The organism is Streptomyces cyslabdanicus (genome assembly GCF_052663305.1).
The window spans coordinates 1-26,120 of the sequence record NZ_JBQRUW010000043.1 but is presented as its reverse complement, the minus strand read 5'-3'; the positions used below and the strand labels follow the sequence as shown (position 1 = coordinate 26,120).

21 protein-coding genes and 1 riboswitch are annotated in these 26,120 nt (G+C 71.5%); of the genes, 12 read left to right on the top strand and 9 right to left on the bottom strand.

Annotated features, from left to right (window positions below):
* Positions 1-6 precede the first annotated feature (6 nt).
* From nuoL to nuoN, 3 genes are read left to right on the top strand one after another with little or no spacing between them, the layout of a single operon-like run.
* Positions 7-1,926, top strand: coding sequence for an NADH-quinone oxidoreductase subunit L (nuoL, locus tag ACTYVM_RS25610; protein WP_445528219.1), 1,920 nt, complete (start codon positions 7-9; stop codon positions 1,924-1,926).
* A 5-nt stretch (positions 1,927-1,931) separates the two neighbouring features.
* Entirely contained in the window at positions 1,932-3,530 is a 1,599-nt protein-coding gene (locus tag ACTYVM_RS25605; protein ID WP_400033078.1) for an NADH-quinone oxidoreductase subunit M, read from the top strand.
* Positions 3,527-5,176 carry an NADH-quinone oxidoreductase subunit NuoN gene (gene nuoN, locus ACTYVM_RS25600; protein ID WP_445528218.1) on the top strand — a complete coding sequence of 550 codons (1,650 nt, stop codon included), beginning with the start codon at positions 3,527-3,529 and terminating at the stop codon, positions 5,174-5,176. The genes ACTYVM_RS25605 and nuoN overlap by 4 nt, the downstream gene beginning before the upstream one ends.
* A 69-nt stretch (positions 5,177-5,245) precedes the next feature.
* On the opposite strand, the gene ACTYVM_RS25595 is transcribed toward nuoN, so the two are convergent.
* The gene (locus ACTYVM_RS25595; RefSeq protein ID WP_445528217.1) at positions 5,246-5,860 is read right to left on the bottom strand and encodes a Uma2 family endonuclease; all 615 of its coding nucleotides are present in this window, start codon (positions 5,858-5,860) and stop codon (positions 5,246-5,248) included.
* A 187-nt stretch (positions 5,861-6,047) separates the two neighbouring features.
* Here ACTYVM_RS25595 and recQ point away from each other — a divergent pair, with 187 nt between their 5' ends.
* A complete protein-coding gene (gene recQ, locus ACTYVM_RS25590; protein ID WP_445528318.1) occupies positions 6,048-8,021 on the top strand; it encodes a DNA helicase RecQ in 1,974 nt (657 codons plus the stop codon).
* A 44-nt stretch (positions 8,022-8,065) separates the two neighbouring features.
* On the opposite strand, the gene ACTYVM_RS25585 is transcribed toward recQ, so the two are convergent.
* Together ACTYVM_RS25585 and fahA are read right to left on the bottom strand one after the other, a co-directional pair.
* A complete protein-coding gene (locus tag ACTYVM_RS25585; RefSeq protein ID WP_445528216.1) occupies positions 8,066-9,004 on the bottom strand; it encodes a M56 family metallopeptidase in 939 nt (312 codons plus the stop codon).
* A 184-nt stretch (positions 9,005-9,188) separates the two neighbouring features.
* Positions 9,189-10,400 carry a fumarylacetoacetase gene (fahA, locus tag ACTYVM_RS25580; protein WP_445528215.1) on the bottom strand — a complete coding sequence of 404 codons (1,212 nt, stop codon included), beginning with the start codon at positions 10,398-10,400 and terminating at the stop codon, positions 9,189-9,191.
* 214 nt (positions 10,401-10,614) lie between these two features.
* On the opposite strand from fahA, the gene ACTYVM_RS25575 reads away from it, so the two are divergent.
* Positions 10,615-11,922 carry a carboxylate--amine ligase gene (locus tag ACTYVM_RS25575; RefSeq protein ID WP_445528214.1) on the top strand — a complete coding sequence of 436 codons (1,308 nt, stop codon included), beginning with the start codon at positions 10,615-10,617 and terminating at the stop codon, positions 11,920-11,922.
* A 95-nt stretch (positions 11,923-12,017) separates the two neighbouring features.
* Positions 12,018-12,821, top strand: coding sequence for an HAD family hydrolase (locus tag ACTYVM_RS25570; RefSeq protein ID WP_445528213.1), 804 nt, complete (start codon positions 12,018-12,020; stop codon positions 12,819-12,821).
* A 27-nt stretch (positions 12,822-12,848) separates the two neighbouring features.
* On the opposite strand, the gene ACTYVM_RS25565 is transcribed toward ACTYVM_RS25570, so the two are convergent.
* Positions 12,849-13,349 (bottom strand): transglycosylase SLT domain-containing protein, encoded by a 501-nt coding sequence (locus ACTYVM_RS25565; RefSeq protein WP_445528212.1) that lies wholly within the window; start codon positions 13,347-13,349, stop codon positions 12,849-12,851.
* Positions 13,350-13,354: 5 nt separating this feature from the next.
* Positions 13,355-13,542: riboswitch (cyclic di-AMP (ydaO/yuaA leader) on the bottom strand.
* A 484-nt stretch (positions 13,543-14,026) separates the two neighbouring features.
* Between ACTYVM_RS25565 and ACTYVM_RS25560 the strand changes: the two genes are divergently transcribed.
* The 4 genes from ACTYVM_RS25560 to ACTYVM_RS25545 all read left to right on the top strand — a co-directional run bounded on the left by ACTYVM_RS25560 (position 14,027) and on the right by ACTYVM_RS25545 (position 18,424).
* The gene (locus ACTYVM_RS25560; RefSeq protein WP_445528211.1) at positions 14,027-15,037 is read left to right on the top strand and encodes a polyprenyl synthetase family protein; all 1,011 of its coding nucleotides are present in this window, start codon (positions 14,027-14,029) and stop codon (positions 15,035-15,037) included.
* Positions 15,038-15,338: 301 nt separating this feature from the next.
* Positions 15,339-16,565 (top strand): LolA family protein, encoded by a 1,227-nt coding sequence (locus ACTYVM_RS25555; RefSeq protein WP_445528210.1) that lies wholly within the window; start codon positions 15,339-15,341, stop codon positions 16,563-16,565.
* A 31-nt stretch (positions 16,566-16,596) separates the two neighbouring features.
* Entirely contained in the window at positions 16,597-17,541 is a 945-nt protein-coding gene (locus tag ACTYVM_RS25550) for an ABC transporter ATP-binding protein (protein ID WP_445528209.1), read from the top strand.
* Positions 17,528-18,424 (top strand): ABC transporter permease, encoded by an 897-nt coding sequence (locus tag ACTYVM_RS25545; RefSeq protein WP_445528208.1) that lies wholly within the window; start codon positions 17,528-17,530, stop codon positions 18,422-18,424. The genes ACTYVM_RS25550 and ACTYVM_RS25545 overlap by 14 nt, the downstream gene beginning before the upstream one ends.
* Before the next feature lie 19 nt (positions 18,425-18,443).
* Here ACTYVM_RS25545 and ACTYVM_RS25540 read toward each other — a convergent pair whose 3' ends face one another.
* Positions 18,444-18,989, bottom strand: a complete 546-nt coding sequence (locus tag ACTYVM_RS25540; RefSeq protein ID WP_445528207.1) for a DUF6668 family protein — start codon at positions 18,987-18,989, stop codon at positions 18,444-18,446.
* 180 nt (positions 18,990-19,169) lie between these two features.
* Between ACTYVM_RS25540 and ACTYVM_RS25535 the strand changes: the two genes are divergently transcribed.
* Entirely contained in the window at positions 19,170-20,819 is a 1,650-nt protein-coding gene (locus tag ACTYVM_RS25535; protein WP_445528206.1) for a tetratricopeptide repeat protein, read from the top strand.
* 8 nt (positions 20,820-20,827) lie between these two features.
* Here the strand turns inward: ACTYVM_RS25535 and ACTYVM_RS25530 are convergent, their stop codons facing one another.
* The gene (locus tag ACTYVM_RS25530) at positions 20,828-21,307 is read right to left on the bottom strand and encodes a VOC family protein (protein ID WP_445528205.1); all 480 of its coding nucleotides are present in this window, start codon (positions 21,305-21,307) and stop codon (positions 20,828-20,830) included.
* A gap of 21 nt (positions 21,308-21,328) precedes the next feature.
* Between ACTYVM_RS25530 and ACTYVM_RS25525 the strand changes: the two genes are divergently transcribed.
* Entirely contained in the window at positions 21,329-21,973 is a 645-nt protein-coding gene (locus ACTYVM_RS25525; protein WP_445528204.1) for a CGNR zinc finger domain-containing protein, read from the top strand.
* A gap of 42 nt (positions 21,974-22,015) precedes the next feature.
* Here ACTYVM_RS25525 and rarD read toward each other — a convergent pair whose 3' ends face one another.
* The 3 genes from rarD to ACTYVM_RS25510 form a co-directional block, all read right to left on the bottom strand.
* Complete coding sequence (rarD, locus tag ACTYVM_RS25520; protein WP_445528203.1) at positions 22,016-23,023, bottom strand: EamA family transporter RarD; 1,008 nt, start codon at positions 23,021-23,023, stop codon at positions 22,016-22,018.
* A gap of 179 nt (positions 23,024-23,202) precedes the next feature.
* Positions 23,203-24,282 (bottom strand): 2-oxoacid:ferredoxin oxidoreductase subunit beta, encoded by a 1,080-nt coding sequence (locus ACTYVM_RS25515; protein ID WP_445528202.1) that lies wholly within the window; start codon positions 24,280-24,282, stop codon positions 23,203-23,205.
* Positions 24,275-26,120, bottom strand: a 1,846-nt coding sequence (locus ACTYVM_RS25510; protein ID WP_445528201.1) for a 2-oxoacid:acceptor oxidoreductase subunit alpha, incomplete at its 5' end; no start/stop codon positions are given. The genes ACTYVM_RS25510 and ACTYVM_RS25515, both read right to left, overlap by 8 nt.

Below are 26,120 nucleotides of genomic sequence, written 5' to 3'. Positions count from 1 at the left end.
AGAATCGTGGAGAACCTGATTGCGCTGCTGATCGCGGCGCCCCTGCTCGGAGCGGCCGTCCTCCTGGTCGGCGGCCGGCGACTCGACGCCGTCGGCCACTGGCTCGGCACCCTGCTCGCGGCCGTCTCCTTCGTGATCGGCCTGGTCCTCTTCGCCGACCTGCTCGGCAGAAGCGCCGACCACCGAACCCTGACCCAGCACCTGTTCAGCTGGATCCCGGTGTCCGGCTTCCAGGCGGACGTCACGTTCCGGCTGGACCAGCTGTCGATGACGTTCGTCCTGCTGATCACCGGTGTCGGCTCGCTGATCCACCTGTACTCGGTCGCGTACATGGAGCACGACGAGCGGCGCCGCCGCTTCTTCGGCTACCTCAACCTGTTCCTCGCGGCGATGCTGCTGCTCGTCCTCGCCGACAACTACCTGCTGCTGTACGTCGGCTGGGAGGGCGTCGGTCTCGCCTCCTACCTGCTGATCGGCTTCTGGCAGCACAAGCCCAGCGCGGCGACCGCGGCGAAGAAGGCCTTCCTGGTCAACCGGGTCGGCGACATGGGCCTGTCCATCGCGATCATGCTGATGTTCGTGACGTTCGGCAGCTTCGCCTTCGGACCGGTGTTCAGTCACGTCGGCGACGCCTCCGAGGGCAAGCTCACCGCCATCGCGCTGATGCTGCTGCTCGCCGCCTGTGGCAAGTCGGCCCAGGTGCCGCTGCAGTCCTGGCTCGGCGACGCGATGGAGGGCCCGACCCCGGTCTCGGCCCTCATCCACGCCGCGACCATGGTGACGGCGGGCGTCTACCTCATCGTCCGCTCCGCGGCGATCTTCAACGCGGCGCCGAACGCCCAGCTCGTGGTCACCGTCGTCGGCGCGGTCACGCTCCTGTTCGGTGCGATCGTCGGTTGCGCGAAGGACGACATCAAGAAGGCGCTGGCCGGCTCGACCATGTCGCAGATCGGCTACATGGTGCTGGCCGCGGGCCTCGGCCCCATCGGCTACGTCTTCGCGATCATGCACCTGGTGACGCACGGCTTCTTCAAGGCCGGGCTGTTCCTCGGCGCCGGTTCGGTCATGCACGGCATGAACGACGAGGTGGACATGCGCAGGTACGGCGGGCTGCGCTCGTACATGCCCATCACCTTCGTCACCTTCGGCCTCGGCTACCTCGCCATCATCGGCTTCCCGGGCCTGTCCGGCTTCTTCTCCAAGGACAAGATCATCGAGGCGGCCTTCGCCAAGGGCGGCGCCGAGGGCTGGATCCTCGGCGGCGCGGCCCTGCTGGGCGCGGCCATCACGGCGTTCTACATGACGCGCGTGATGCTGATGACGTTCTTCGGCGAGAAGCGCTGGCAGCCCACTGCGTCCGACAGCGGCTCCGCCGCGGGGAACGGCAACGAGCCGCACCCGCACGAGTCGCCCAGGGCCATGACGATCCCGATGATCGTGCTGGCGGTCGGCTCGGTCCTGGGCGGCGCGTTCTTCAGCATCGGCGACCGCTTCCTGCACTGGCTGGAGCCGGTCACCGGGCACAGCGAGGGCAACTCGCCGCTCAGCGCGTGGACGGTCACCGGCGCCACGATGGTGTGCCTGGTCGTCGGCGTGGCCCTCGCCTGGGCCCAGTACGGCCGCAAGCCGGTCCCGGCCGTCGCCCCGCGCGGGTCGCTGCTCACCCGGGCAGCCCGGCGGGACCTGCTCCAGGACGACTTCAACCACGTCGTCCTGGTCCGCGGCGGTGAGCACCTCACGCGGTCCCTGGTGTACGTCGACCACACCCTGGTCGACGGAGTCGTCAATGGCACGGCGGCCTCGGTCGGCGGCCTGTCCGGGCGGATGCGCCGGCTCCAGAACGGCTTCGCGCGCTCCTACGCGGTCTCGATGTTCGGCGGTGCGGCACTCCTGGTCGCCGCGACCCTGCTGATGAGGGCGGTCTGATACCGATGTCCTTTCCTCTGCTGACAGCGACGGCGGTGCTCCCGGCCCTCGGGGCCGTCGCCACGGCGGCCGTGCCGGCCGCCCGGCGCACCGCCGCGAAGTGGCTCGCGCTGGTCGCCTCGCTGGCCACGCTCGCGCTGGCCGTCACCGTCCTGATCCGCTTCGACCCGGGCGGCGCCCGTTACCAGCTCACCGAGTCCCACGCCTGGATCGCGTCCTTCGGCGTCCGGTACGAACTGGGCGTGGACGGCATCGGGGTGGCGCTGATCGGGCTGACCGCCCTGCTCATCCCGTTCGTGATCCTGGCGGGCTGGCACGACGCCGACCCGCAGGAGACAGGCAGCAAGCGGTGGCGGCCCACTCAGGGCTACTTCGCTCTGATGCTCGCCGTCGAGGCGATGGTGATCATCTCGTTCGAGGCCACCGACGTCTTCCTCTTCTACATCTTCTTCGAAGCCATGCTGATCCCGATGTACTTCCTCATCGGCGGCTTCGGGGACCGTGCCCACGGCTCGTACCGTTCTGCCGCCACCGGGGCGCGGGGTGAGGAGACGGCGTCGACCCAGCGGTCGTACGCGGCGGTGAAGTTCCTCCTCTACAACCTGACCGGCGGTCTGATCATGCTGGCCGCGGTGATCGGGCTGTACGTGGTCACCGGGAGCTTCTCGCTCACCGAGATCGCGCAGGCCCGCGCGAGCGGCTCGCTGCACATGGCGACCGACGTCGAACGCTGGCTGTTCCTCGGCTTCTTCTTCGCCTTCGCGGTGAAGGCGCCACTGTGGCCGCTGCACACCTGGCTGCCCAACGCGATGCAGGAGTCGACCGCGCCGGTCGCCGTCCTCATCACCGCGGTCGTCGACAAGGTGGGCACCTTCGCGATGCTCCGCTTCTGCCTCCAGCTGTTCCCGGAGGCGAGCAAGTGGGCGACGCCGACCATCCTCGTCCTCGCCGTGATCAGCATCATCTACGGGGCGCTGCTCGCGGTGGGCCAGCGGGACATCAAGCGCCTGATCGCGTACGCGTCGATCTCGCACTTCGGCTTCATCATCATGGGCATCTTCGCGATGACCAGCCAGGGCCAGTCCGGGGCGACGCTCTACATGGTCAACCACGGCCTTTCGACGGCCGTGCTCATGCTGATCGCCGGCTTCCTGATCTCCCGGCGCGGCTCGCGGCTCATCTCCGACTACGGCGGTGTGCAGAAGGTCGCTCCGGTGCTCGCCGGCACGTTCCTGATCGGCGGCCTCGCCACCCTGTCCCTGCCGGGGCTCGCGCCCTTCGTCAGTGAGTTCCTGGTCCTGGTCGGCACGTTCACGCGCCACCCGGCGATCGGCATCGTCGCCACCTTCGGCATCGTGCTCGCCGCGCTGTACACGCTCGTCCTGTACCAGCGGACGATGACCGGCCCCGTCAAGCCGGAGGTCTCGGCGATGCCGGACCTGCGGGTGCGGGAACTGGTGGTCGTGGCCCCGCTGGTGGTGCTGCTGATCTTCCTGGGCGTCTATCCGAAGCCTGTCACGGACATCGTCAACCCGGCGGTCAAGCAGACCATGTCCGACGTACACAAGACCGACCCGAAGCCCGCAGTGGAGGCGGCCAAGTGAGCGGAGCAGCCGTCCACAGCCTGTGGACAACCGCGGCCGACCCGATCTCGAAGATCGGGGCGCCGAAGATCGAATACGGGCAGTTGTCGCCCACCCTGATCGTCGTGGGCGCGGCGATCGTCGGAATGCTCATCGAGGCGTTCGTCCCGCGCAGGTCGCGCTACTACGCGCAGGTGTTCGTGTCCGTCGTCGCGCTCGCCGCCGCGTTCGCCGCGGTCGTCGCGCTCGCGGCGGACGGATACGGCACCACGAAGGCGCACATCGCGGCCATGGGGGCCATCTCCGTCGACGGACCCTCGCTCTTCCTCCAGGGCACGATCCTGCTGGCGAGCCTGGTCGCCCTGTTCACCTTCGCCGAACGGCGACTGGATCCGGCGGCGCACGGCAACCGCGTCGACTCCTTCGCCGCCCAGGCGGCGGCCGTACCCGGCAGCGAGAGCGAGAAGGCCGCGGTCAAGGCCGGTTTCACCACCACCGAGGTCTTCCCGCTCCTGCTGTTCGCGGTCGCCGGCATGCTGGTGTTCCCCTCGGCCAACGACCTGCTGACCCTGTTCGTGGCCCTGGAGGTCTTCTCCCTGCCGCTGTACCTCCTGTGCGCGCTGGCCCGCCGCAAGCGGCTCATGTCGCAGGAGTCCGCGGTCAAGTACTTCCTGCTGGGCGCCTTCGCCTCCGCGTTCACCCTGTTCGGCATCGCGCTGCTGTACGGGTACGCGGGCTCGGTGTCGTACGCCACGATCGCGCAGGTCGTCGACGGCAAGGTGGCGACCATGGACCCGGCGCTCGCGGGCACCATGGGCAACGACGCGCTGCTGCTCATCGGCGCCGCGATGATCGTGATGGGTCTGCTGTTCAAGGTGGGCGCGGTTCCGTTCCACATGTGGACGCCGGACGTCTACCAGGGCGCCCCGACCCCGGTCACCGGGTTCATGGCGGCGGCGACCAAGGTGGCGGCCTTCGGCGCGCTGCTGCGGCTGCTGTACGTCGTCCTGCCGGGGATGCGCTGGGACTGGCGGCCGGTCATGTGGGGCGTCGCGATCGTCACCATGCTGGGCGGCGCGATCGTCGCCATCACCCAGACCGACATCAAGCGGCTGCTCGCGTACTCGTCGATCGCCCACGCGGGCTTCATCCTCGCCGGTGTCATCGCGACCTCGAAGGACGGCGTCTCGTCCGTCCTGTTCTACCTGGCCGCGTACTCCTTCGTGACCATCGGCGCGTTCGCCGTGGTCACGCTGGTGCGCGACGCGGGCGGCGAGGCGACGCACCTGTCCAAGTGGGCGGGGCTCGGCCGGCGTTCCCCGCTGGTGGCGGCCGTGTTCGCGGTGTTCCTGCTGGCCTTCGCGGGCATTCCGCTGACCTCCGGCTTCGCCGGGAAGTTCGCGGTGTTCAAGGCGGCGGCCGAGGGCGGCGCGGTGCCGCTGGTCGTGATCGGTGTGATCTCGTCGGCGATCGCGGCCTTCTTCTACATCCGCGTCATCGTGCTGATGTTCTTCAGCGAGCCGCACCCGGAGGGCCCGACGGTGGCGGTCCCGTCCCCGCTCACGATGACCGCGATCGGCGTGGGTGTGGCGGTCACGGTGGTCCTCGGCGTGGCCCCGCAGTACTTCCTGGACCTGGCGAACCAGGCGGGAGTGTTCGTGCGCTGAGCCACCACCGGAACGCGGTGGCCCGGCCCCCTGGGGGGACCGGGCCACCGCGTTCCGCCGTGTCCGGACCTACCTGCCCTTGCCGTGGCGCGCCCTGATCCCGGTGAGGTCCAGGTTCACGGAGAACGGCGCGTCCACCTTCATCCGCTCCCTGAAGATGCCGACGCCGGTGTAGGCGCCGGTCGTGGGTTCCAGCTCGAAGGCATGCACCGCGGCGCGGTCGTTCTCGTTCTCGACCCGCCAGTAGTGGGGGATTTTCGCCCGCGCGTACTTCAGCGGCTTGGTCTCGCGGTCCCGGGAGACGGAGTCCGGTCCGACGACCTCGACGGTCAGTACGACAGCTGTCGCGGGGACTCGGGTCCGGTCGTGGCTGCCCAGGGCGTCCCTTCGTACAACGACCACGTCCGGTTCGGGTCTGTTCTGCCGGTCGATGTCGACGGTGAACCTGCAGAGCGCCTCGAGATCGGGTGGCGCGGCGCTGCCGAGCTGCCGGCCGAAGAAGCTCATCGCGCGCTCGTGAAAGACCGAGTGCGGGCACGGAAAGACCAGAGTCGCGTCGATCAGCTGGGTGTGTGCCGGCAGGTTCGGGAGGCAGTCCAGGTCATCAGCGGTCCATCCGCCCTCAGGGGGGACCGGCCAGGCGGGCACGGCGGCCTTCGGCGCGGTGTTCGTCGGGGCTTCCACGGGAGGCAGTCTCGCCCGTGCGTTCACATCGCCGGCCGGGGACGGGCGGGGTTCCCGCGTACGTGTGAACGACGGTCGTGTCGTTGACCGGGGCCATGGGGCCGGCCTGTGGACAAGTCCGGGGCTGTCCGTGCGGACCCCTATCGTGGAGGCAGTGGTTGTGGAGCGAGGTGTGGGGGACGAGGCGATGGGCGCGACGGGTGGTGTCACCGGCATGGCAGTGACGGAGAGCGAGGCGCTCGCGACGTTGCGCCGGGTCTTCGGGTACGAGGACTTCCGGGGTGAGCAGGAAGCGGTCGTCGAGCATGTGGTGGAGGGCGGCGACGCCGTCGTGCTCATGCCCACCGGTGGCGGAAAGTCGCTGTGCTACCAACTTCCGTCCCTGGTCAGACCGGGTACGGGCATCGTGGTGTCGCCGCTCATCGCGCTGATGCAGGACCAGGTGGACGCGCTGCGGGCGCTGGGCGTGCGCGCCGGGTTCGTGAACTCCACGCAGGACTTCGACGAGCGCCGGGTGGTCGAGGCGGAGTTCCTGGCCGGCGAGCTCGACCTGCTCTACCTGGCACCGGAGCGGCTGCGCCTGGACGCCACGCTCGACCTGCTCTCCCGCGGCAAGATCTCCGTCTTCGCCATCGACGAGGCGCACTGCGTGTCCCAGTGGGGCCACGACTTCCGCCCCGACTACCTGGCGCTGTCCCTGCTGGGCGAGCGCTGGCCGGACGTGCCGCGGGTCGCGCTCACGGCGACGGCCACCCACGCCACGCACCAGGAGATCACCCAGCGGCTGGGCATGCCGCGGGCCCGGCACTTCGTGGCCAGCTTCGACCGGCCGAACATCCAGTACCGGATCGTGCCCAAGGCCGACGCCAAGAAGCAGCTGCTGACCTTCCTGCGCCAGGAGCACCCGGGCGACGCGGGCATCGTGTACTGCCTGTCGCGCAACTCGGTGGAGAAGACGGCCGAGTTCCTCACCCGCAACGGCGTCGAGGCGGTGCCGTACCACGCCGGCCTGGACGCGGGCACCCGTGCTGCGCACCAGTCCCGCTTCCTGCGCGAGGACGGCCTGGTCGTGGTCGCCACCATCGCCTTCGGCATGGGCATCGACAAGCCCGACGTCCGGTTCGTCGCCCACCTCGACCTGCCCAAGTCGGTGGAGGGCTACTACCAGGAGACGGGCCGCGCGGGCCGGGACGGCCTGCCGTCGACGGCCTGGATGGCCTACGGCCTGAACGACGTCGTGCAGCAGCGCAAGCTCATCCAGTCCGGTGAGGGCGACGACGCGTTCCGCCGCCGCGCCCAGTCCCACCTGGACGCGATGCTCGCCCTGTGCGAGACGGCCCGGTGCCGCCGCGGCCAGCTCCTCGCCTACTTCGGCCAGGAACCGGGCCCGGCCGGCTGCGGCAACTGCGACACCTGCCTGACCCCGCCCGAGACGTGGGACGGCACGGTCGCGGCCCAGAAGGTGCTGTCGACGGTGGTGCGGCTGAAGCGGGAGCGGGGGCAGAAGTTCGGCGCGGGCCAGATCATCGACATCCTGCTCGGCAAGCGCACCGGCAAGGTGATCCAGTTCGACCACGACCAGCTGTCCGTGTTCGGCATCGGCGACGAGCTCACCGAGGGCGAATGGCGCGGTGCGGTACGGCAGTTGCTGGCGCAGGGACTGCTCGCGGTCGAGGGCGAGTACGGCACGCTGGTGCTGACCGACGGCAGCGGGGCGGTGCTGCGCGGCGAGCGGGAGGTGCCGCTGCGCAAGGAGCCGAAGAAGCCGGCCGCCACCGCGCGGGCTTCGGGCACCCGGGACGACCGCAAGCCGAAGGCGGCGGCGGCCGAGCTGCCCGAGGAACTGCTCCCCGCCTTCGAGGCCCTGCGCGCCTGGCGCGCCGAACAGGCCCGCGAGCAGGGCGTCCCGGCATACGTCATCTTCCACGACGCCACGCTCCGGGAGATCGTCACGATCTGGCCGACGTCGGTGGCACAGCTCGGCACGGTCGGCGGCGTCGGCGAGAAGAAACTGGCGACGTACGGGGAAGGCGTGCTCGCGGTGCTGGAGTCGCTGGCCGGGCCGTCCGACGGCTCCGCGGCCGGGACGGGGATGCGCCGAGCGGACGAACCGGAACCCGTGGAGGATCTGCCCGAGCCGGAACCGGAGGACTGGATGTAGCGGGGCCGCACCGGTCACGGGCCCGGTGCGGGCGGGCCCGCCGCTCAGCCCAGCGCCGTCAGGCCCGGGGCGAACGTGATCAGGAGCGGGAGGAGCGGCACCAGGGCCGCCACCGCGGCGGCCAGCGCACGGCGCCTGCGGGCCAGCCGAGGCGGGGGCTTCAGCAGACGGTCCACCCGCTCGCTCAGCAGGCGGTTGCTGGAGGCGCAGGACAGTACCCCGCGGTGCTGGTTGAGCTCGATCAGGGCGAGGGCCGTGGTGAGGTGGCCGTGGCGGCGGGAGGCCGTGTCGTCGGCGGCCAGCTCGACCAGGCGGTGGGTCTGCTCGCAGAACTGCGCGAACAGCGGGACGTGCGGGAAGCCGGTCGCCAGCGCGGTCGACAGGTGCAGCAGCCAGTCGTGGCGCGCGCGGGCGTGGCCGCGCTCGTGCGCGAGGACGGCGTCGAGCTGGTGACCGGTGAGCCGGTGCAGCGCGCCGGTGGTGACGACGAGCTGGGGCGGATGACCGGGCATCCACCAGGCGTCGGGGTACTCGTCCTCCAGCACCAGCAGCGGTCCGCGGGCCGCCGGAAGGCCTGCCGGCAGATCGGGGGCGCGTTCGCGCAGATGCGCGCGGGTCAGGCCGCGCCGGCGGCGGGCCTCGACGAACTCGCGGGCGAGCATCGCGGTGGTCCAGGCGGCGCCGCCGGCCAGCAGCAGGGTGAGGCCGGCGGCCCAGACGGGCGCCACCGACAGGTCGTAGGCGGCCGTCACGGCCGGCGGCGCGGGGGCGAAGACCCGGTCGTGGACAGTGCCGAAGACGGCCGCGGTGCCCAGCACGAGCCCCGCGAGGCAGCACAACAGGACGGTGGCGACCAGGCACTGCCACACCCACAGCGCGACGACGGGCTCCCGTTCGGGCCACCACGCCCGGGCCAGCGTGCGGGGAACCGGCACGGCGAGCGTCAGTGCGACGGCGCTCAGCAGGAGCAGGCAGGCGGTCATGCCTCGGACTCCGGATCCTCGTCGGAGGTGGGCGGGTGTCGGGGTCGTGCGGTGAAGCGTGCTGTGCGGCCGGCCGGCGCGTGGGGCGCGCACGGCCTGCCGCCAGTATGACGGCCGCGGACACCGGGAGTCAGGGTCCGAGACCATCAATTTCCCCGCGAGGCAAGGGCCGCAGGACCTTGACTCAGCCCGACACGACCCGCCCCGTCACCTCCCCGAGCCCCACCCGGGCGCCGTCCGCGCCCGGCGCCCAGGCCGAGAGTGTCACCACGTCGCCGTCCTCCAGGAACGCCCGCTTGCCGTCCGGGAGTTCCAGGGGCTCTTGGCCGTTCCAGGTCAGCTCGAGCAGTGAGCCGCGCTCACGCTCGGACGATCCGCTCACCGTGCCCGAGCCGTACAGGTCGCCCGTGCGCAGGGAGGCGCCGTTGACCGTCATGTGGGCGAGTTGCTGCGCGGCCGTCCAGTACATGGTGGAGAAGGGTGGCTCGGACACCACATGGCCGTTGATCGCGACGGAGATCCGCAGGTCGTAACCGCCGGGCTCGTCCGCGGAGTCGTCGAGGTAGGGCAGCAGCGGGTGCGTGCGCCGCGGCGGGGCCACCCGCGCCTCCTCCAGCGCGTCCAGCGGAGTGATCCACGCCGACACCGACGTGGCGAAGGACTTGCCGAGGAACGGCCCGAGCGGGACGTACTCCCAGGCCTGGATGTCGCGCGCCGACCAGTCGTTCAGCAGGCACAGCCCGAAGACGTGCTCGCGGAAGTCACCGAGCGCGACCGGCTGTCCGAGCCGCGAGGGCACGCCCACCACAAAACCGACCTCCGCCTCGATGTCCAGCCGGACCGACGGGCCGAACACCGGCGCGGGGTCCGTGGGGGCCTTCCGCTGGCCCGACGGGCGCAGCACGTCCGTGCCGGAGACCACCACCGTGCCGGAGCGGCCGTGGTAGCCGATCGGCAGGTGCTTCCAGTTGGGGGTCAGCGAGTCCTCGGCGTCCGGGCGGAAGATCCGGCCCACGTTCCGGGCGTGGTTCTCCGAGGCGTAGAAGTCGACGTAGTCCGCGACCTCGAAGGGGAGGTGCAGGGTCACCGAGGACAGCGGGTGCAGGAAGGGGGCGACGGTCTCCCGGTGGGCCGGCTCCGTCAGCCACGAGGTCAGCGCGCGCCGCACGTCGGACCACGCGGCGCGGCCCACGGCCAGCAGCGGGTTCAGGTTCGGCTGCGCGAGCAGGCCGGCGTGGGGAGAACCGAGCGCCCGCGCCGCCGCCCCCGCGTCGAGCACGTGGTCGCCGAGCCGGACGCCCACGGTCCTCTCCGTCGACCCGGCGCGGGAGAAGACGCCGTAGGGAAGGTTGTGCGGGCCGAAGGGGTCGCCCTCGGGGACCTCGAAGGGGGGCATGGGTGCTGCCTTCCTTTCCCGAATTCCATGTGATCGGGCCACACGTTACGGGGGCGTCCCATGTCTTGGGCAGGGCCTAAAGAGTTTGCAATGCCCGAATTGGTCTTGTGGGAGGGGGTAATTCCGGCTTAGCGTCCTCTGAGGACGCGGACGGGGTGGGTCCGCTCCATAGGGGGGACACGTGGGGGGACCCGTGGCCAGGAATGCCGTCAGTGTGCCTTTCCGGGCCGACCGTGAGGTCCCCGGCCTGATCGTGAAGTTCGGCGACTACCCGCTGCACCACGGCGGGGTGGGCGCGATCCGCAGCCTCGGCCGCCTGGGCGTGCCCATGTACGCGATCACCGAGGACGCCTACACACCGGCGGCCTCCTCCCGTTATCTCAAACGCGCGTTCGTCTGGCCGACCAGGGGCACCGAGGGCGCGGACCGTCTGGTGGAGGGCCTGCTGCGGATCGGCCGCCGCATCGGCCGGCCCACTGTCCTGGTGCCCACCGACGAGGAGGCCGCTGTCCTGATCGCCGAGCACCAGGACGCGCTCCGGGGCCCCTTCCTCTTCCCGCCCGTCGCCCCCTGCCTGCCGCGCCGTCTGGCCAGCAAGCAGGGCCTGCACGAACTGTGCGTGGAGCACGGCATCCCGAGCCCCGCGGCCGCCTTCCCGCAGTCGTACGACGACATCGTGGCGTTCGCCGAGAAGACCCGCTTCCCGGTGGTGGCCAAGAACCGCGAGGCGTTCGTGCGGCGCAGCAGCCCCGCGGTGAACGGCACCACGAGGATCAACACCCGCGAAGGCCTGCTGGCCCTGGCGCGCGACTGGGGCGAGCGGCCCGGCGTGATCCTCCAGGAGTACCTGCCGCGGGAGGAGGCCGAGGACTGGATCGTGCACGCCTACTTCGACCGGGACTCCACGCCGCTGGCGATGTTCACCGGTGTCAAGGTCCGCTCCTGGCCGCCGCACGCGGGTATGACGGCGAACGCGTACGTCGTCGACAACCCGGAACTCGCCGACCTCGCCGCACGGTTCATCAAGCAGATCGGCTTCACCGGCATCGTCGACCTCGACCTGCGTTACGACCGGCGCGACGGGCAGTACAAGCTCCTCGACTTCAATCCGCGGATGGGCGCGCAGTTCCGGCTCTTCGAGAGCGGGTCGGGCGTGGACGTCGTACGGGCCATGCACCTGGACCTGACCGGCCGCCCCGTTCCGGAGGGCGGGCAGCGCGCCGGCCACCGGTATGTCGTGGAGAACATCGACCTGCCCGCCCTCCTCGCCTACCGCCGCAGCGGCTACACGACGCCGCACGCGCCGGCGAGGGCGAGCGGCACGGAGCTGGCCTGGTTCGCGGGGGACGACCCGTTGCCGTTCGTCACGATGCTCGCGCGCTTCGTGCGGCCGGGCGCCCGGCACCTCTATCAGCTGTGGCGGACCAACCGACGCGGCGGCGCGACGGCCGGCCGGCCGTCCTGCGGCGACCCACGGTTGAGCGCCACCTCGCCGGTCACGCTCAAGGACCCTCATCAGTAAGGGAGTTGGAGGGAGGGGAGCCGGGAACGCGGTGACCGCCGCGGTGGTCCGGCTCCGGTCGAGTCGGCGGGCCGGGGCATCCGTATTCTCTGATCATGGCCGCCCTCGCATTCGACCTCATCGCCACCGACCTGGACGGAACGCTGCTGCGCGGCGACGACACCGTCTCCGAGCGGTCCCTCACCGCGCTCGCGAGGGCGGCGGCCGCCGGTGCCCGGCACCTCGTGGTGACCGGACGGCCGGCGCCGAGGGTGCGGGAACTGCTCGGCGTCCTCGGCACCACGGGACTCGCGGTGTGCGGTCAGGGCGCACAGCTCTACGACGCCGGCAGCGACCGCCTGCTGTGGTCGGTCACCCTGGACCGGGAACAGGCCGAGACCGCGCTCGGCAAGATCGAGGCGGAGGTGGGGGAGGTGTACGCCGCGGTCGACCAGGACGGGGCCGAGGGGCTCACGCTCATCGAGCCGGGGTACCTCATGCCGCACCCGGCGCTGCCCGCCGTACGGGTCGAACGGCGCGACGACCTGTGGCGCGCGCCCATCAGCAAGGTGCTGCTGCGCCACCCGGTGCTGTCCGACGACGAGCTGGCGGCGGCGGCCCGCGGCGCGGTGGGCTCCCTCGCCACCGTCACCATGTCGGGACCCGGGACCGTCGAACTCCAGCCCTGCGGCATCACCAAGGCGACCGGACTGGCGCTGGCCGCCGAACACCTGGGACTGGGCCGCGAGCGCGCCCTCGCCTTCGGCGACATGCCCAACGACATCCCGATGTTCCGGTGGGCCGCCCGGGGGGTCGCCATGGCCAACGCCCACCCCGAGCTCAAGGCGGTGGCCGACGAGGTCACGACGTCGAACGAGGACGACGGCATCGCCGTCGTCCTCGAACGATTGCTTGGCTAGCCGGTGTGCGGGCCGGCAGCGGACCTGTCAGTAGGCGCTGTAGACGTTGTCCATCGAGCCGTACCGCTTGGCCGCGTAGTTGCAGGCGGCCGTGATGTTGGCGACCGGGTCGTAGATGTCCCACGACGTGCCGTTCACGTGGTAGGCCCTGAAGGTCGGGTCGATGACCTGGAGCAGGCCCTTGGACGGGATGCCCTTGGCCGCGTTGGAGTCCCAGAGGTTGATGGCCCGCGGGTTGCCGGAGGACTCGCGGATGATGTTGCGGTAGATGCCGTTGTAGGAGCCCGGGATGCCCTTCTCGGCCATGACCTGGAGGGAGGCCCGGATCCAGCCGTCGAGGTTGTTCGGGTAGCCGAGGTTCGAGGCCGTCTTGAGGGTGGTCACGTTGGACGAGACCGGGGTCGCGGCGGACGCGGTCGTCGCGCCGAGCAGCGGCACGGCGAGGACGGCTGCGCCGGTGCCGGTGACGGCGAGGGCGCGAACGAGGCGGGCGGTACGGGTAGAGCGGCGCTGACCGTTTGCAGGCATGGGGGTGTTCCTCTCCGTCGCCTGCGAGGTGAGCTGTCGGGTTCGGGCGGGGAGGTGCCCGGCCGCGCCCCGAAAGGCGCGGCTTCACCCCGAGCCGTTCCGGCGCGGCGTACGACGTAGGACGTACGAGCCCGGCCCGGCGACTTACCTGGGTCCCCCGCTCCTGCCATGGTTCGTTCGGTCGTTGGGGTTACGGGCGGCGGCAGGATTCGGCGTTCCGCCCGATGGCCGGGAACGTATGCGAGACCAGATGTCCCGAACAAGTGCCGGAATCACACATCGCACTATTTGACCTTGGTCCGGCGTGTATGTGGTGCTTGATCCTTTGTGGCTGCCAGGGTTCAACTCGGCTGCGCGTAAAGGCAATGTGAAGGAGTGCGAGGGGTGACGTGAACGGAGGGCGGCGTGACCCAACTCACGGGGTGGGCGCCTGACGGGCAATTACCACTAAAGAGAATTGAAACCCCAATAGGGGCAAATCGGACCGCATGGGTGAGCGCGGAGGGAGCTGTGGGGCGGGTGCGTGACGGTGGTCACGTCGGGTGATGTGCCCTGGCCCGTATAGGTGGGCGATATCGGTGATCGAAACGTGACCGGATACGCTGACTTGAGTGAGGGCAGCGACCTATCGACAAACCGTGTAATCCCAGCAGACACCAGCAGACAGGAGACCCCTCGTGACCGTCGTCGGGCCATTCGGGCTGACCGTGCGGGACCAGGCTCTCGAAGCCGATGTCCAGGCCGGATTGGCGGCTGTCGAGGAAGGGCTGCTCGAAGCCACCAAGAGCGAGGTCCCGTTCATCACGGGGGCCGCCCAGCACCTCGTCAGGGCTGGTGGGAAGCGGTTCCGGCCGCTGCTCGTGATGCTCGCGTCCCAGTTCGGGGACCGGTACGCGCCGGGGATCGTGCCGTCGGCCGTGGTGGTGGAGCTGACCCACCTGGCGACCCTCTACCACGACGACGTGATGGACGAGGCCGCCGTGCGTCGCGGGGTGGCCAGCGCCAACACCCGCTGGGGCAACTCCGTCGCGGTCCTGACCGGCGACTTCCTGTTCGCCCGGGCCTCGCAGATCCTCGCCGACCTCGGCCCGGAGGCCGTGCGGGTGCAGGCCGTGGCGTTCGAGCGGCTGGTCACCGGGCAGATCCTGGAGACCGCCGGGCCGCAGGACGGCCGGGACCCGGTCGACCACTACCTGGACGTGCTGGGCGGCAAGACCGGATCGCTGGTGGCGGTGTCGTGCCGGTTCGGCGCGATGATGTCCGGCGCCGACGAGACGGTCGTGGACGTGCTGACGCAGTACGGCGAGCGGCTGGGCGTCGCCTTCCAGCTGGCGGACGACGTCCTGGACATCGCCTCCGACTCGCACGAGTCGGGCAAGACGCCCGGCACCGATCTGCGCGAGGGCATCGCCACGCTGCCGGTGCTGCGGCTGCGCGAGCGCGCGGCCCGGCTGGGGCTGCCCGAGGACATCGCCCTGTGCGAGCTGCTGGACTCCGACCTGACCGACGACGCGCGGCACGCTCAGGCGCTGGCGGCACTGCGGGTGCACCCGGCGCTGGAACAGGCCCGCCGGGACACCGTGCGCTACGCCGAGGAGGCGCGGGCCGCGCTGGCGCCGCTGCGGGAGTGCGACGCGAAGGCCGCGCTGCTCCAGCTCTGCGACGCCGTGGTGCACCGGGCCGGCTGACGCCTGTCCGGCTCCGCGACCTCACCGGACACCCCCGCCGGACACCCCCGCCGGGCGGCCCCTTCGAGCGGCGTTCTCCACCCTGACCCCTACGGGGTGGGGGAGGCGTCGCCCTTCGCGTGTCATACCGCAGGCGTACACGGAGTTGGCTCCGCGGTCTGACGCTTTCACCCGGCCGATTTGGTCAGATGGACACCACGGACCACACACCACTCCTCACCGATCTGGGTGAGAATGGCGGCTGAGGGTGACATCCCCGTGCAGAAGGACAGCCGCCGCCGAAGACGGAGGTAGGGCACACATGGCACCGAACGGATCCGAAGCCGACGACCTGCGCGCGGGGCGCCGCAAGGCCGCGCGCTACGTCGTCCCGGTCACGGTGGTGGGGGTGGCGGCGGCGACCATCGGGCTCGTCCCGGCACTCGCCGCGTCCGGCGACCCCGACCTGCCGAAGATCAGCGCACAGCAACTCATAGAGAAGATCGCCCAGTCGGACGTCCAGCACCTGTCCGGAACCGTCAAGGTCAGCACGGACCTCGGCCTGCCGAACCTCGGCGGCCTGGAAAGCGGCCTGGCCTCCGGCGCGGCCAGGGATGGTGACGGTTCGTCAGCCGACCCGGCGTCAAAGCTGCCCGAGCTGGCCTCCGGCACGCACACCCTGCGCGTCGCGTCCGACGGCGAGGACCGGCAGAAGGTCTCGCTGATCGAGAGCGCCGCCGAGTACAGCCTCATCCACAACGGCAAGGACGTCTGGGGCTACGACAGCAAGTCGAACGAGGTCTTCCACAGCACCGCGGGCGACAGCGCCGGCAAACACCGGGACGAGGCCCCCGCCACGCCCAAGAACTTCGCCGACGAGGCCCTGAAGTCGGTCGACGACACCACCTCGGTGAAGGTCGACGGCACCGCGCAGGTCGCCGGACGCGACGCCTACAGGCTGGTCATCGAGCCGAAGCACGCCTCCGGCACCACGGTCGGCGTGATCAGCATCGCGGTGGACGCCAAGACCGGGCTGCCGCTGAAGTTCACGCTCACCCCGGCGAGCGGCGGCGCCGCCGTGCTGGACGCGGGCTTCACCCGGATCAGCTTCGCCAAGCCGGCCGCCTCGACCTTCGACTTCACCCCGCCCAAGGGCGCGAAGATCACCGAGGGGAAGGACGCGGACAAGGCCGCCAGGAAGGACGCCGGAAAGGACAGCGGGCGGAAGACCGGCCCGGGCCGCCCGTTCCACGAGCCCGGTACGCAGGAGAAGGGCCTGGCCGAGAACGGTCCGAAGGTCCTCGGCAAGGGCTGGAACTCCATCGCCGTGTTCGACACCGGCACCAAGGGCGGCGTCCCGTCCTCCGCCGGCAAGGGCGACCTGAGCGGGTTCCTCGACTCGCTCGGCGACCAGGTCAGCGGCTCGTTCGGCAAGGGCACGGTCTTCTCCACCCGCCTGGTCAACGCCCTGATCACGGACAACGGCAAGGTGTACGTCGGCGCCGTCACCAAGGACACGCTGGTGAAGGCGGCGAACGCCGGGAAGTAAGGACCGACGGGCACGAGGATCGGGGGAGCCGATGGACGAAGAGGACGACGGCGTCATCCACACGCGGGGGCTCACCAAGCGCTACCGCGGCGGACAGCTCGCCGTCGACGGCCTCGACCTGACCGTCCCGGCGGGCAGCGTCTTCGGCTTCCTCGGCCCGAACGGCTCGGGCAAGACCACCACCATCCGCATGCTGATGGGACTCATCGAGCCCACGTCCGGCACGGCGCGGGTGCTGGGGCGCCCCATGCCCCGGTCCTCGCGCACCGTGCTCCCACAGGTCGGCGCGCTCATCGAGGGCCCGGCTCTGTACGGCTTCCTCTCCGGCCGGGACAACCTGCTGCGCTACGACGCCGCCGACCCGACCGCCGACCCCCGCACCCGGCGCCGCCGGGTCGCGGCCGCCCTGGACCGGGTGGGCCTGACGGCCGCGGAGGGCAAGAAGGCCAAGGCCTACTCCCTGGGCATGAAACAGCGCCTGGGCCTGGCCGCCGCGCTGCTCCAGCCGCGCAGACTGCTCGTCCTGGACGAGCCGACCAACGGTCTCGACCCGCAGGGCATGCGGGAGATCCGCTCCCTGGTCCGGGAGTTGGCGTCCGACGGGACGACCGTGTTCCTCTCCTCCCATCTGCTGGACGAGATCGAGCAGGTGTGCAGCCATGCGGCGGTCATGGCGCAGGGGCGGCTGATCACCCAGGGAGCCGTGGCGGAGCTGGCCGCGGGAGCGCGCGGCCGGCTGGTGGTGACCACGCCCGACACGGGGGAGGCGGCCCGGGTGCTGAAGGAGCAGGGCGCCGGCGACGTCGTCGTGGGCGAGGGCCGGGTGACCGGCGATCCCCCGGAGCGCGACCTCGCCGACGTGAACGCCGCACTGGTGACGGCGGGCGTGCGCGTCCGCGGCTTCGGGGTCGAACGGGCCTCGCTGGAGGACGCGTTCGTGGCACTCACGGGGGAGGGTTTCGATGTCGCGGGCTGAGGTCTCGCCGGGGCGGACCGCGGACGGGGCCGTCCGCGCCCCCGGTCCGCTGTGGACCTTCGGACTGCTGCGCAGCGAGCTGGTGACCACCTTCCGGCGCTGGCGCACCGTCGCGCTGCTGGGCGTGCTGGCCGGTGTGCCGGTCCTGGTCGGGGTGGCCGTCAGGATCGAGACGCGGGGCGGTTCGTCCGTCGGCGGCGGGGGCGGCGAGGGACCGGCGTTCATCGCGCAGGTCACCAACAACGGACTGTTCCTGGTCTTCACCGCACTGGCCGCCACCCTGCCGTTCTTCCTGCCGATGGCCGTGGGCGTGATCGCGGGTGACGCCGTCGCCGGGGAGGCGAACGCGGGCACCCTGCGCTACCTGCTGGTCGCCCCCGCCGGCCGCACCCGCCTGCTGCTCGCCAAGTACGCCACGACGATGGCCTTCTGCCTGGTCGCCACCCTCGTGGTCGCCGTCTCGGCGCTCCTCGTGGGCGCGTTGCTGTTCCCCCTGGGCGATCTGACGACCATCTCCGGCACGCGGATCAGCTTCGCCGACGGACTGGGCCGGGCGGTGCTGATCGCCCTCGTCGTCGCCGCTTCCCTGATCGGCCTCGCCGCACTCGGCCTGTTCGTCTCGACGCTCACCAACAGCGGGATCGCGGCGATGGCCACGACCGTGGGCCTGCTGATCACCGTTCAGATCGTGGACCAGATCCCCCAGCTGCACGCGATCCAGCCGTACCTCTTCCCCCACTACTGGCTGTCCTTCGCCGACCTCATGCGTGAGCCGGTCTACTGGGACGGCCTGCTGAAGAACCTGGAGTTGCAGGCCCTGTACGCGGCGGTGTTCGGGTCGGCGGCGTGGGCGCGGTTCACGGCGAAGGACATCACGGCCTAGGGGCCGCCCGCGCCAGGGGTCAGGGGTTTTCCGCGCGGGTCCTCCCCGCCCCGGTGAGACGGGCCAGTGGTTCGCTCTCCCGTGGCGGCGCCCCGCTCAGGTCGCCCACCCGCCAGGCCTCCATCCACGGGACGCGGTAGACGTCGATCACGGCCTCGATCGGCTTCACCCGCTGGGCGAGCCGCCGCGGCAGCCGTCCCGGCGCGTCCGCGACGAGCACCACGGCGTCCAGGTCGAGCCCGGCGGGCGCCTCGCCCCCGCGGAACACCTCCAGGGCCCGGGTGACGGCGTCCAGCCCGGCCGCGTGGGTCCTGGCGACCAGCAGGACCGACGTGGGGGCGCCGGGCTCCGGCCAGGCGCGTCCGCAGTCGTGACCCCCGTAGACGACCGCGAGCGTGGTCGTGCCCGCGCCGCCGTGGGTGGCCAGCCAGGAGAACCGGCGGGGCGTGACGGACCGGCCTGCGGGCCGTTCGGGCCCGTCCTCCCACCCGCCGGGCTCGGCGCGGGTGTCGGGCACCGGTCCGCGGACCCAGATCTCCGGCCCCTGTCGTGCGTTTGTTCGCATTTCCGTCCCCCTTCCGCGCCATCCCGGCGATCCTCGCCCGCGAAACGTTACCCGCGTCACAGGAGCACGGTTCCTGGTGCGAGGCTGTGACGTCGTGGTGACGCGGGCAGGGCAGGCGGGCGGAGAGACTCGAATGGACGCGAACGACCGGATGGCACACTCATCCGAGTGAGGGAGCCGATGTCTCGACTGAGCCGCGGGAAGAAGCGGGAACACGAGCGCGCCGCGCAGTCGGCAGCACCCGTGGCGACGCCGGTCGCCGTCCATGTGCCGGCGGACGGCGCCGGGGCCTCGGTCGGCGGCGTACCGGTCCAGCCGGCTCCCGGTGAGGAGGTCCAGCAGGCCGTCCTGAACCACCTCCACCGCATCGCCCTCACCTGCGGCCACCCCGTCCTCGCCACGGTCACCGACGAGCGCATCGGCTACGTCGTCCCCCTCCAGGTCCGCACCGACGGCTCCAGCGCGTTCGCGGCGGAGCCCCTGCGCACGGCACCGCCGGACCCGCCGGCCGGCGTACCCGGACCGGGCCCGGCCGCGCGGCCGGAGGACGACAGGGTGACGCACGTCCTGAAGCAGCTCCCGGAACCGCCTCGCGAGCCCCGGGAGGCCGGCAGGACCCCGCATGCCGGGAACGCGCCCACCTTCCCGTTGCGGGCGGCTCCCGAGCCGCAGGCGCCGTCCACCGGGGTGGCACCGGCGTTCGCCTCGCCGGCGTTGCCGGAACCGCCGAGCGACACGCCCTTCGGCACGGCCGTCGCCCCCACAGGGGTGTTCGGCCCGCCCCCGGCGATGGACGCAAGCCCGGCCGACCCGAACCCGCAACCGCCCGCGCCCATCGACCGGACTCTCGCGCCCGCCGATCAGATCCCCGCGCCCCTCGACCGGACTCTGACGCCCGCCGATCAGATCCCCGCGCCCCTCGACCGGACTCTGACGCCCGCCGATCAGATCCCCGCGCCCCTCGACCGGACTCTGACGCCCGCCGATCAGATCCCCGTGTCTGCCGACCGGGACCTCGCGCCCGCCGATCAGGACCCGGCGTCCGGCTGCCAGGCCTGTGCGCCCGCCGTCCCCGGGGCAGCCGCGACCTCCCACCCACCCCGGCATGCGCACCCGCACCCGGGCACGGACCCCGACCGAGCCGTGCCCGACCAGGCCGTACCCGACCGGGCCGCACCTGATCCGCTCGTGCCCAACCGAGCCGCACCTGACCGAGCTGTGCCCGACCGGGCTGTACCTGACCGCGCTGCACCCGAGCCGCTCGAACCCGATCCCAAGCCCACCCCCGCCCGGGGGTTCGACGCGGTGGCTGAGGCGGTGCTCGGGGAGGATCCCAGGACCGCGGCCGGGGAAGCGGGCGTCGTCCTGCTCGCCGAACCCCTGGCGCGCGTCAACGAGGCCGTGAAGGAGGGCCGGATCGAGGAGGCGGCGACCCTGGCCGAACGCACCGTCGCGGACGCGTCCGGCACGCTCGGCCCGGAGCATCCCGAGGTGCTGCGGGTGCGCGAACTCACCGCCTACATCGCCTACCTGGCGGGCGATCCGCTCCGTTCCTTCGGCATCTCCCTCGCCCTCGCCCGCATCCGCCACCGGGCCCGGGACACGGATGCCGCCTACGGCGACGTGCAGAGCGCCTCGGCCGCCTGGCGCGCGGTCCGCGACCCCGAGCAGGGCCTGCGGCTCGGCCGCGACCTGATCGACCTGTGGGCCGAACTCGCCGCCGAGGACGGCCCGGCCGCCGACGACATCGAACAACTGGAGTCCGCCCGCGCCCGCATGGACCGCCTGGCCCAGCGGGCCCGCACCGCGACACCGCCGCCCACAGGCTGAGCGGCGCCCTACGCCACGCAGAACACGTTGCCCTCCGGGTCCTCCAGCACCGTCCACTCCCCAGCGGGCTCCCGCACGTGCCGCAGCACCCGTGCCCCGAGGTCCTTCAGCCGCTCCACCTCGTCCGCGCGCCGGCCCTCACCGGGGTGCAGGTCGAGGTGGAGCCGGTTCTTGCCGGACCTGGCCTCCGGTACCCGCTGGAACAGCAGCCGCCTCCCCAGACCGGTGCCGCGCTCCTTGTCGTACGGGTCGTCCGGGTGCCGTACGCCGATCAGGTCCCGGAAGGCCGGGCGGCCGTGGAACTCGACGGTGGCCGCGCCCGGCAGTGCCCCCAGCTCCAGCAGCCGCTCGACCAACGCGCTGTTGTCCTCCACCTCGTAGTGCAGCGCGGCGGCCCAGAAGTCGGCCTGCGCGTGCGGGTCGGCGGCGTCGACGACGAGCTTCCAGTGCAGCGGGGCGGGCGCGGAGCCCGTGGGTGTCCGAGTCATGTAACCAGTTATAGTGGTTACATGAGTGCGCGTGCCAGGGAAACGCGGAAATCCGCCACCGGTCTGACGCTCGTCTCGCACGACGGAAAGCCCTACCGCTTCGATCCGGGGGCGCTGTGCCTGGAGTTGCTGACGACGGGCGGCCCGGGCGCCTTCGCCCGCTACGAGATGCTGCACGGCCCCGCCGACCTGGTCGCCTGGGCCGGTCGCAGCAGGCTCGCCCCGGGGCTGGAACTGACGGTCGGCGAGGACGAGGTGGAGCGCGCCCGCGTCTTCCGCGACGCCCTGTTCCTGCTCACCGCCGACCGCGCGCACGGCCGTCCGCTCCAGCCGGGCCACGTGGCCACGGTCAACGAGACGGCGGCCGAACCGTCCCTCGTCTCCCGGCTCACCCCGGCCGGCACCCGGATCTGGGCGCCAGGCGCCACCGGCACGCGGCTGCTGTCGACGGTGGCCCGGGACGCCATCGACCTGTTCACCGGTCCGCACGCCGACCGCGTCCGCGAATGCGGTGCCCACGACTGCTACCTGCTGTTCGTCGACACCTCACGTCCGGGCCGGCGGCGCTGGTGCGCGATGGAGCACTGCGGCAACCGGGAGAAGGTGCGAGCCCACCGCGCCCGCACCCCGCGCACGCTCGACGCGGGCCATCCCGACAGGCCCTAGCGTGCCGCGGACGCGCCGCCCGCGGCACGTCCGCGGCAGCGGCTATGCGTCCACCGGGTCGGCCTGCGCCGTCGCCGCGGTCCTGGGGGCGGCGGCGAGCCGGGCCCTGAGCTGTGCCGCCCGTCGGGCGGTACGCAGTCCGTCCCAGGTCAGCATGGTCAGGGCCAGCCAGACCAGGGCGAAGCCGGCCCAGCGCTCGGCCGGCATGGACTCGTGGAAGTAGGCGACGCCGAGCCCGAACTGGAAGACCGGGGCCATGTACTGCAGCAGGCCCAGGGTGGACAGCGGCACCCGTATCGCGGCCGCGCCGAAGCAGACCAGCGGCAGCGCGGTGACGATGCCGGTGGAGGCGAGCAGGGCGGCGTGCCCGGCGCCCTCGGCGGCGAACGTCGAGGTGCCGTGCGCGCCCAGCCACAGCAGGTAGCCCAGGGCGGGCAGGAACTGGACCGCGGTCTCGGCGGCCAGCGACTCGACGCCGCCGAGGTTGACCTTCTTCTTCACCAGGCCGTAGGTGGCGAAGGAGAAGGCGAGGCAGAGGGAGATCCACGGCGGGCGGCCGTAGCCGACGGTGAGCACGACGACGGCGGCGGCGCCGGTGCCGACCGCCGCCCACTGCACGGGCCGCAGCCGCTCCTTGAGGAGCAGCACGCCCATCGCGATGGTGACCAGCGGGTTGATGAAGTAGCCGAGGGAGGCCTCCACCACGTGCCCGCTGTTGACGGACCAGATGTAGACGCCCCAGTTGACGGTGATCACGGCGGCGGCGATCACGACGAGGGCCAGCCGGCGCGGCTGGCGCAGCAGCTCACCGGCCCAGGCCCAGCGGCGTACGACGAGCAGGGCGACGGCCACGAAAGCGAGGGACCACACCATGCGGTGGGCGAGGATCTCGATCGCCCCGGAGGGTTTGAGCAGCGGCCAGAACATGGGGACGAGGCCCCACATCCCGTAGGCGGCGATGCCGTTCAGCAGTCCTGTGCGCCGTTCACCCCTCGGCTTCTCGCTCACTCGTTCCTCCTTCGTGCCGGCCGCGTGCCGTGCGACGGGCATCAAAGAAGGTAGCGCCACGCGCCCCCGCCTGTCATGTCCGTATGGCCAAACGGTCATGACGGGCGGGTGACGGTTTTCCCGCTGTCCTCCCCGGTACTTCCCCGGTGCCGCTCAGCCCCGGGCGCGACGACGAGGCCCGGGCCGCACGGACCCGGGCCTCGTGAGACGGAGTGGGCCGCTCAGCCGACGACCGTCCAGGTGTCCCCGCCGGCCAGCAGCGCGGCCAGGTCGCCCTTGCCCCGCTGCTCGATCGCCTCGTCCAGTTGGTCGGCCATCGCGGTGTCGTAGACCGGGCGGTCGACGGACCGGAGGACGCCGATCGGGGTGTGGTGGAGGGTGTCGGGGTCGGCCAGCCGGGACAGCGCGAACGCCGTGGTGGGGGAGGCCGCGTGGGCGTCGTGGACGAGGATCTCGGACTCGTTGTCCGGGGTGACGTCCACGACGGACAGGTCACCGGTGCGCGCGTCCCGGACGACACCGCGCTCGCGGTCCGCGCCGAAGCGGATCGGCTGCCCGTGCTCCAGGCGGATCACGGCCTCCTGGGCCTGCTGCCGGTCCTTGAGGGCCTCGAAGGCGCCGTCGTTGAAGATGTTGCAGTTCTGGTAGATCTCGATCAGCGCCGTGCCGGGGTGGGCGGCGGCCTGGCGCAGCACCTCGGTGAGGTGTTTGCGGTCGGAGTCGATGGTGCGCGCGACGAAGGACGCCTCGGCGCCGATCGCGAGGGAGACCGGGTTGAAGGGGGCGTCGAGGGAGCCCATCGGCGTCGACTTGGTGATCTTGCCGATCTCGGAGGTGGGGCTGTACTGGCCCTTGGTCAGACCGTAGATCCGGTTGTTGAACAGCAGGATCTTGAGGTTGACGTTGCGGCGCAGGGCGTGGATGAGGTGGTTGCCGCCGATGGACAGCGCGTCGCCGTCGCCGGTGACGACCCACACGCTCAGGTCGCGCCGCGAGGTGGCCAGGCCGGTGGCGATGGCGGGGGCGCGGCCGTGGATGGAGTGCATCCCGTAGGTGTTCAGGTAGTACGGGAAGCGGGAGGAGCAGCCGATGCCGGAGACGAAGACGATGTTCTCCCTGGCCAGCCCCAGCTCGGGCATGAAGCCCTGGACGGCCGCCAGGATCGCGTAGTCGCCGCAGCCGGGGCACCAGCGCACTTCCTGGTCCGACTTGAAGTCCTTCATGGACTGCCGGGCCTGGGCCTTCGGCACCAGGGAGAGCGCCTCGGCCGTGCCCGTGCCTTCCGTGGACGTCTCAGCCATCGATGGCCTCCTTGAGAGCCGTGGCGAGCTGTTCCGCCTTGAACGGCATGCCGTTGACCTGGTTGTACGAGTGCGCGTCCACCAGGTACTTCGCCCGCACCAGAGTGGCGAGCTGGCCGAGGTTCATCTCGGGGATCACCACCTTGTCGTAACGCTTCAGGAGGGCGCCGAGGTTCTTCGGGAAGGGGTTGAGGTGGCGCAGGTGGGCCTGCGCGATGGACTCCCCGGCCGCGCGCAGCCGGCGCACCGCTGCCGTGATCGGCCCGTAGGTCGAGCCCCAGCCCAGGACGAGGGTGCGTGCCCCGTCCGGGTCGTCGACCTCGATGTCGGGGACCTCGATGCCGTCGATCTTGGCCTGCCGGGTGCGGACCATGAAGTCGTGGTTGGCGGGGTCGTAGGAGATGTTGCCGGTGCCGTCCTGCTTCTCGATGCCGCCGACCCGGTGCTCCAGGCCCGGCGTGCCCGGGATCGCCCACGGGCGGGCCAGGGTCTCGGCGTCGCGCTTGTACGGCCAGAACACCTCGGTGCCGTCGTCCAGCGTGTGGTTGGGGCCCTGTGCGAACTGCACGCTCAGCTCCGGCAGTTCGTCCAGGTCCGGGATGCGCCAGGGTTCGGAGCCGTTGGCGAGGTAGCCGTCGGAGAGCAGGAACACCGGGGTGCGGTACGTCAGCGCGATCCGGGCCGCCTCCAGGGCGGCGTCGAAGCAGTCCGCCGGGGTGCAGGGGGCGACGACCGGGACCGGTGCCTCGCCGTTGCGGCCGTACATCGCCTGCAACAGGTCGGCCTGCTCGGTCTTGGTCGGCAGGCCGGTGGACGGGCCGCCGCGCTGGATGTCCACCACCACCAGCGGCAGCTCCAGCGACACCGCGAGACCGATCGTCTCCGACTTCAGGGCCACGCCGGGGCCGGAGGTGGTGGTGACGGCGAGGGACCCGCCGAAGGCGGCCCCGAGTGCGGCGCCGATGCCGGCGATCTCGTCCTCGGCCTGGAAGGTCCGCACACCGAAGTTCTTGTGCTTGGACAGCTCGTGCAGGATGTCCGAGGCCGGGGTGATCGGGTACGAGCCCAAGAACAGCGGCAGGTCCGCCTGGCGGGACGCCGCCACCAGACCGTAGGCCAGGGCCAGGTTCCCGGAGATGTTGCGGTACGTGCCGACGGGGAAGGCCTTGGCGGCCGGGGCCACCTCGTAGGAGACCGCGAAGTCCTCCGTCGTCTCACCGAAGTTCCAGCCCGCGCGGAACGCCGCCACGTTCGCCGCCGCGATGTCCGGCTTCCGGGCGAACTTCGTCCGCAGGAACTTCTCCGTGCCCTCCGTCGGCCGGTGGTACATCCAGCTCAGCAGGCCCAGCGCGAACATGTTCTTGCTGCGCTCGGCCTCCTTGCGGGACAGGTCGAATTCCTTGAGGGCCTCGACCGTCAACGTGGTCAGCGGCACCGGATGCAGGTGGTAGCCGTCCAGCGAGCCGTCCTCCAGCGGGGAGGCGGCGTAGCCGACCTTCTGCATCGCGCGCTTGGTGAACTCGTCGGTGTTGACGATGATCTCCGCACCACGCGGCAGGTCTCCGACGTTCGCCTTCAGCGCCGCCGGGTTCATCGCCACCAGCACGTTCGGCGCGTCCCCCGGAGTGAGGATGTCGTGGTCCGCGAAATGCAGCTGGAAGGACGACACACCCGGCAGGGTGCCCGCGGGGGCCCGGATCTCAGCCGGGAAGTTCGGCAGCGTGGACAGGTCGTTCCCGAACGACGCCGTCTCCGAGGTGAAGCGGTCACCGGTGAGCTGCATACCGTCACCCGAGTCACCCGCGAACCGGATGATCACCCGATCCAAGCGGCGGACG

Excerpts from the sequence above, each read along its gene's own strand:
- ACTYVM_RS25605 (WP_400033078.1), top strand. The coding sequence starts at position 1,932 with ATGTCCTTTCCTCTGCTGACAGCGACGGCGGTGCTCCCGGCCCTCGGG.
- recQ (WP_445528318.1), top strand. The coding sequence starts at position 6,048 with ATGGGCGCGACGGGTGGTGTCACCGGCATGGCAGTGACGGAGAGCGAG.
- ACTYVM_RS25585 (WP_445528216.1), bottom strand. The coding sequence starts at position 9,004 with ATGACCGCCTGCCTGCTCCTGCTGAGCGCCGTCGCACTGACGCTCGCC.
- fahA (WP_445528215.1), bottom strand. The coding sequence starts at position 10,400 with ATGCCCCCCTTCGAGGTCCCCGAGGGCGACCCCTTCGGCCCGCACAAC.
- ACTYVM_RS25570 (WP_445528213.1), top strand. The coding sequence starts at position 12,018 with ATGGCCGCCCTCGCATTCGACCTCATCGCCACCGACCTGGACGGAACG.
- ACTYVM_RS25565 (WP_445528212.1), bottom strand. The coding sequence starts at position 13,349 with ATGCCTGCAAACGGTCAGCGCCGCTCTACCCGTACCGCCCGCCTCGTT.
- ACTYVM_RS25555 (WP_445528210.1), top strand. The coding sequence starts at position 15,339 with ATGGCACCGAACGGATCCGAAGCCGACGACCTGCGCGCGGGGCGCCGC.
- ACTYVM_RS25550 (WP_445528209.1), top strand. The coding sequence starts at position 16,597 with ATGGACGAAGAGGACGACGGCGTCATCCACACGCGGGGGCTCACCAAG.
- ACTYVM_RS25545 (WP_445528208.1), top strand. The coding sequence starts at position 17,528 with ATGTCGCGGGCTGAGGTCTCGCCGGGGCGGACCGCGGACGGGGCCGTC.
- ACTYVM_RS25540 (WP_445528207.1), bottom strand. The coding sequence starts at position 18,989 with ATGCGAACAAACGCACGACAGGGGCCGGAGATCTGGGTCCGCGGACCG.
- ACTYVM_RS25535 (WP_445528206.1), top strand. The coding sequence starts at position 19,170 with ATGTCTCGACTGAGCCGCGGGAAGAAGCGGGAACACGAGCGCGCCGCG.
- ACTYVM_RS25530 (WP_445528205.1), bottom strand. The coding sequence starts at position 21,307 with ATGACTCGGACACCCACGGGCTCCGCGCCCGCCCCGCTGCACTGGAAG.
- ACTYVM_RS25525 (WP_445528204.1), top strand. The coding sequence starts at position 21,329 with ATGAGTGCGCGTGCCAGGGAAACGCGGAAATCCGCCACCGGTCTGACG.
- rarD (WP_445528203.1), bottom strand. The coding sequence starts at position 23,023 with ATGCCCGTCGCACGGCACGCGGCCGGCACGAAGGAGGAACGAGTGAGC.
- ACTYVM_RS25515 (WP_445528202.1), bottom strand. The coding sequence starts at position 24,282 with ATGGCTGAGACGTCCACGGAAGGCACGGGCACGGCCGAGGCGCTCTCC.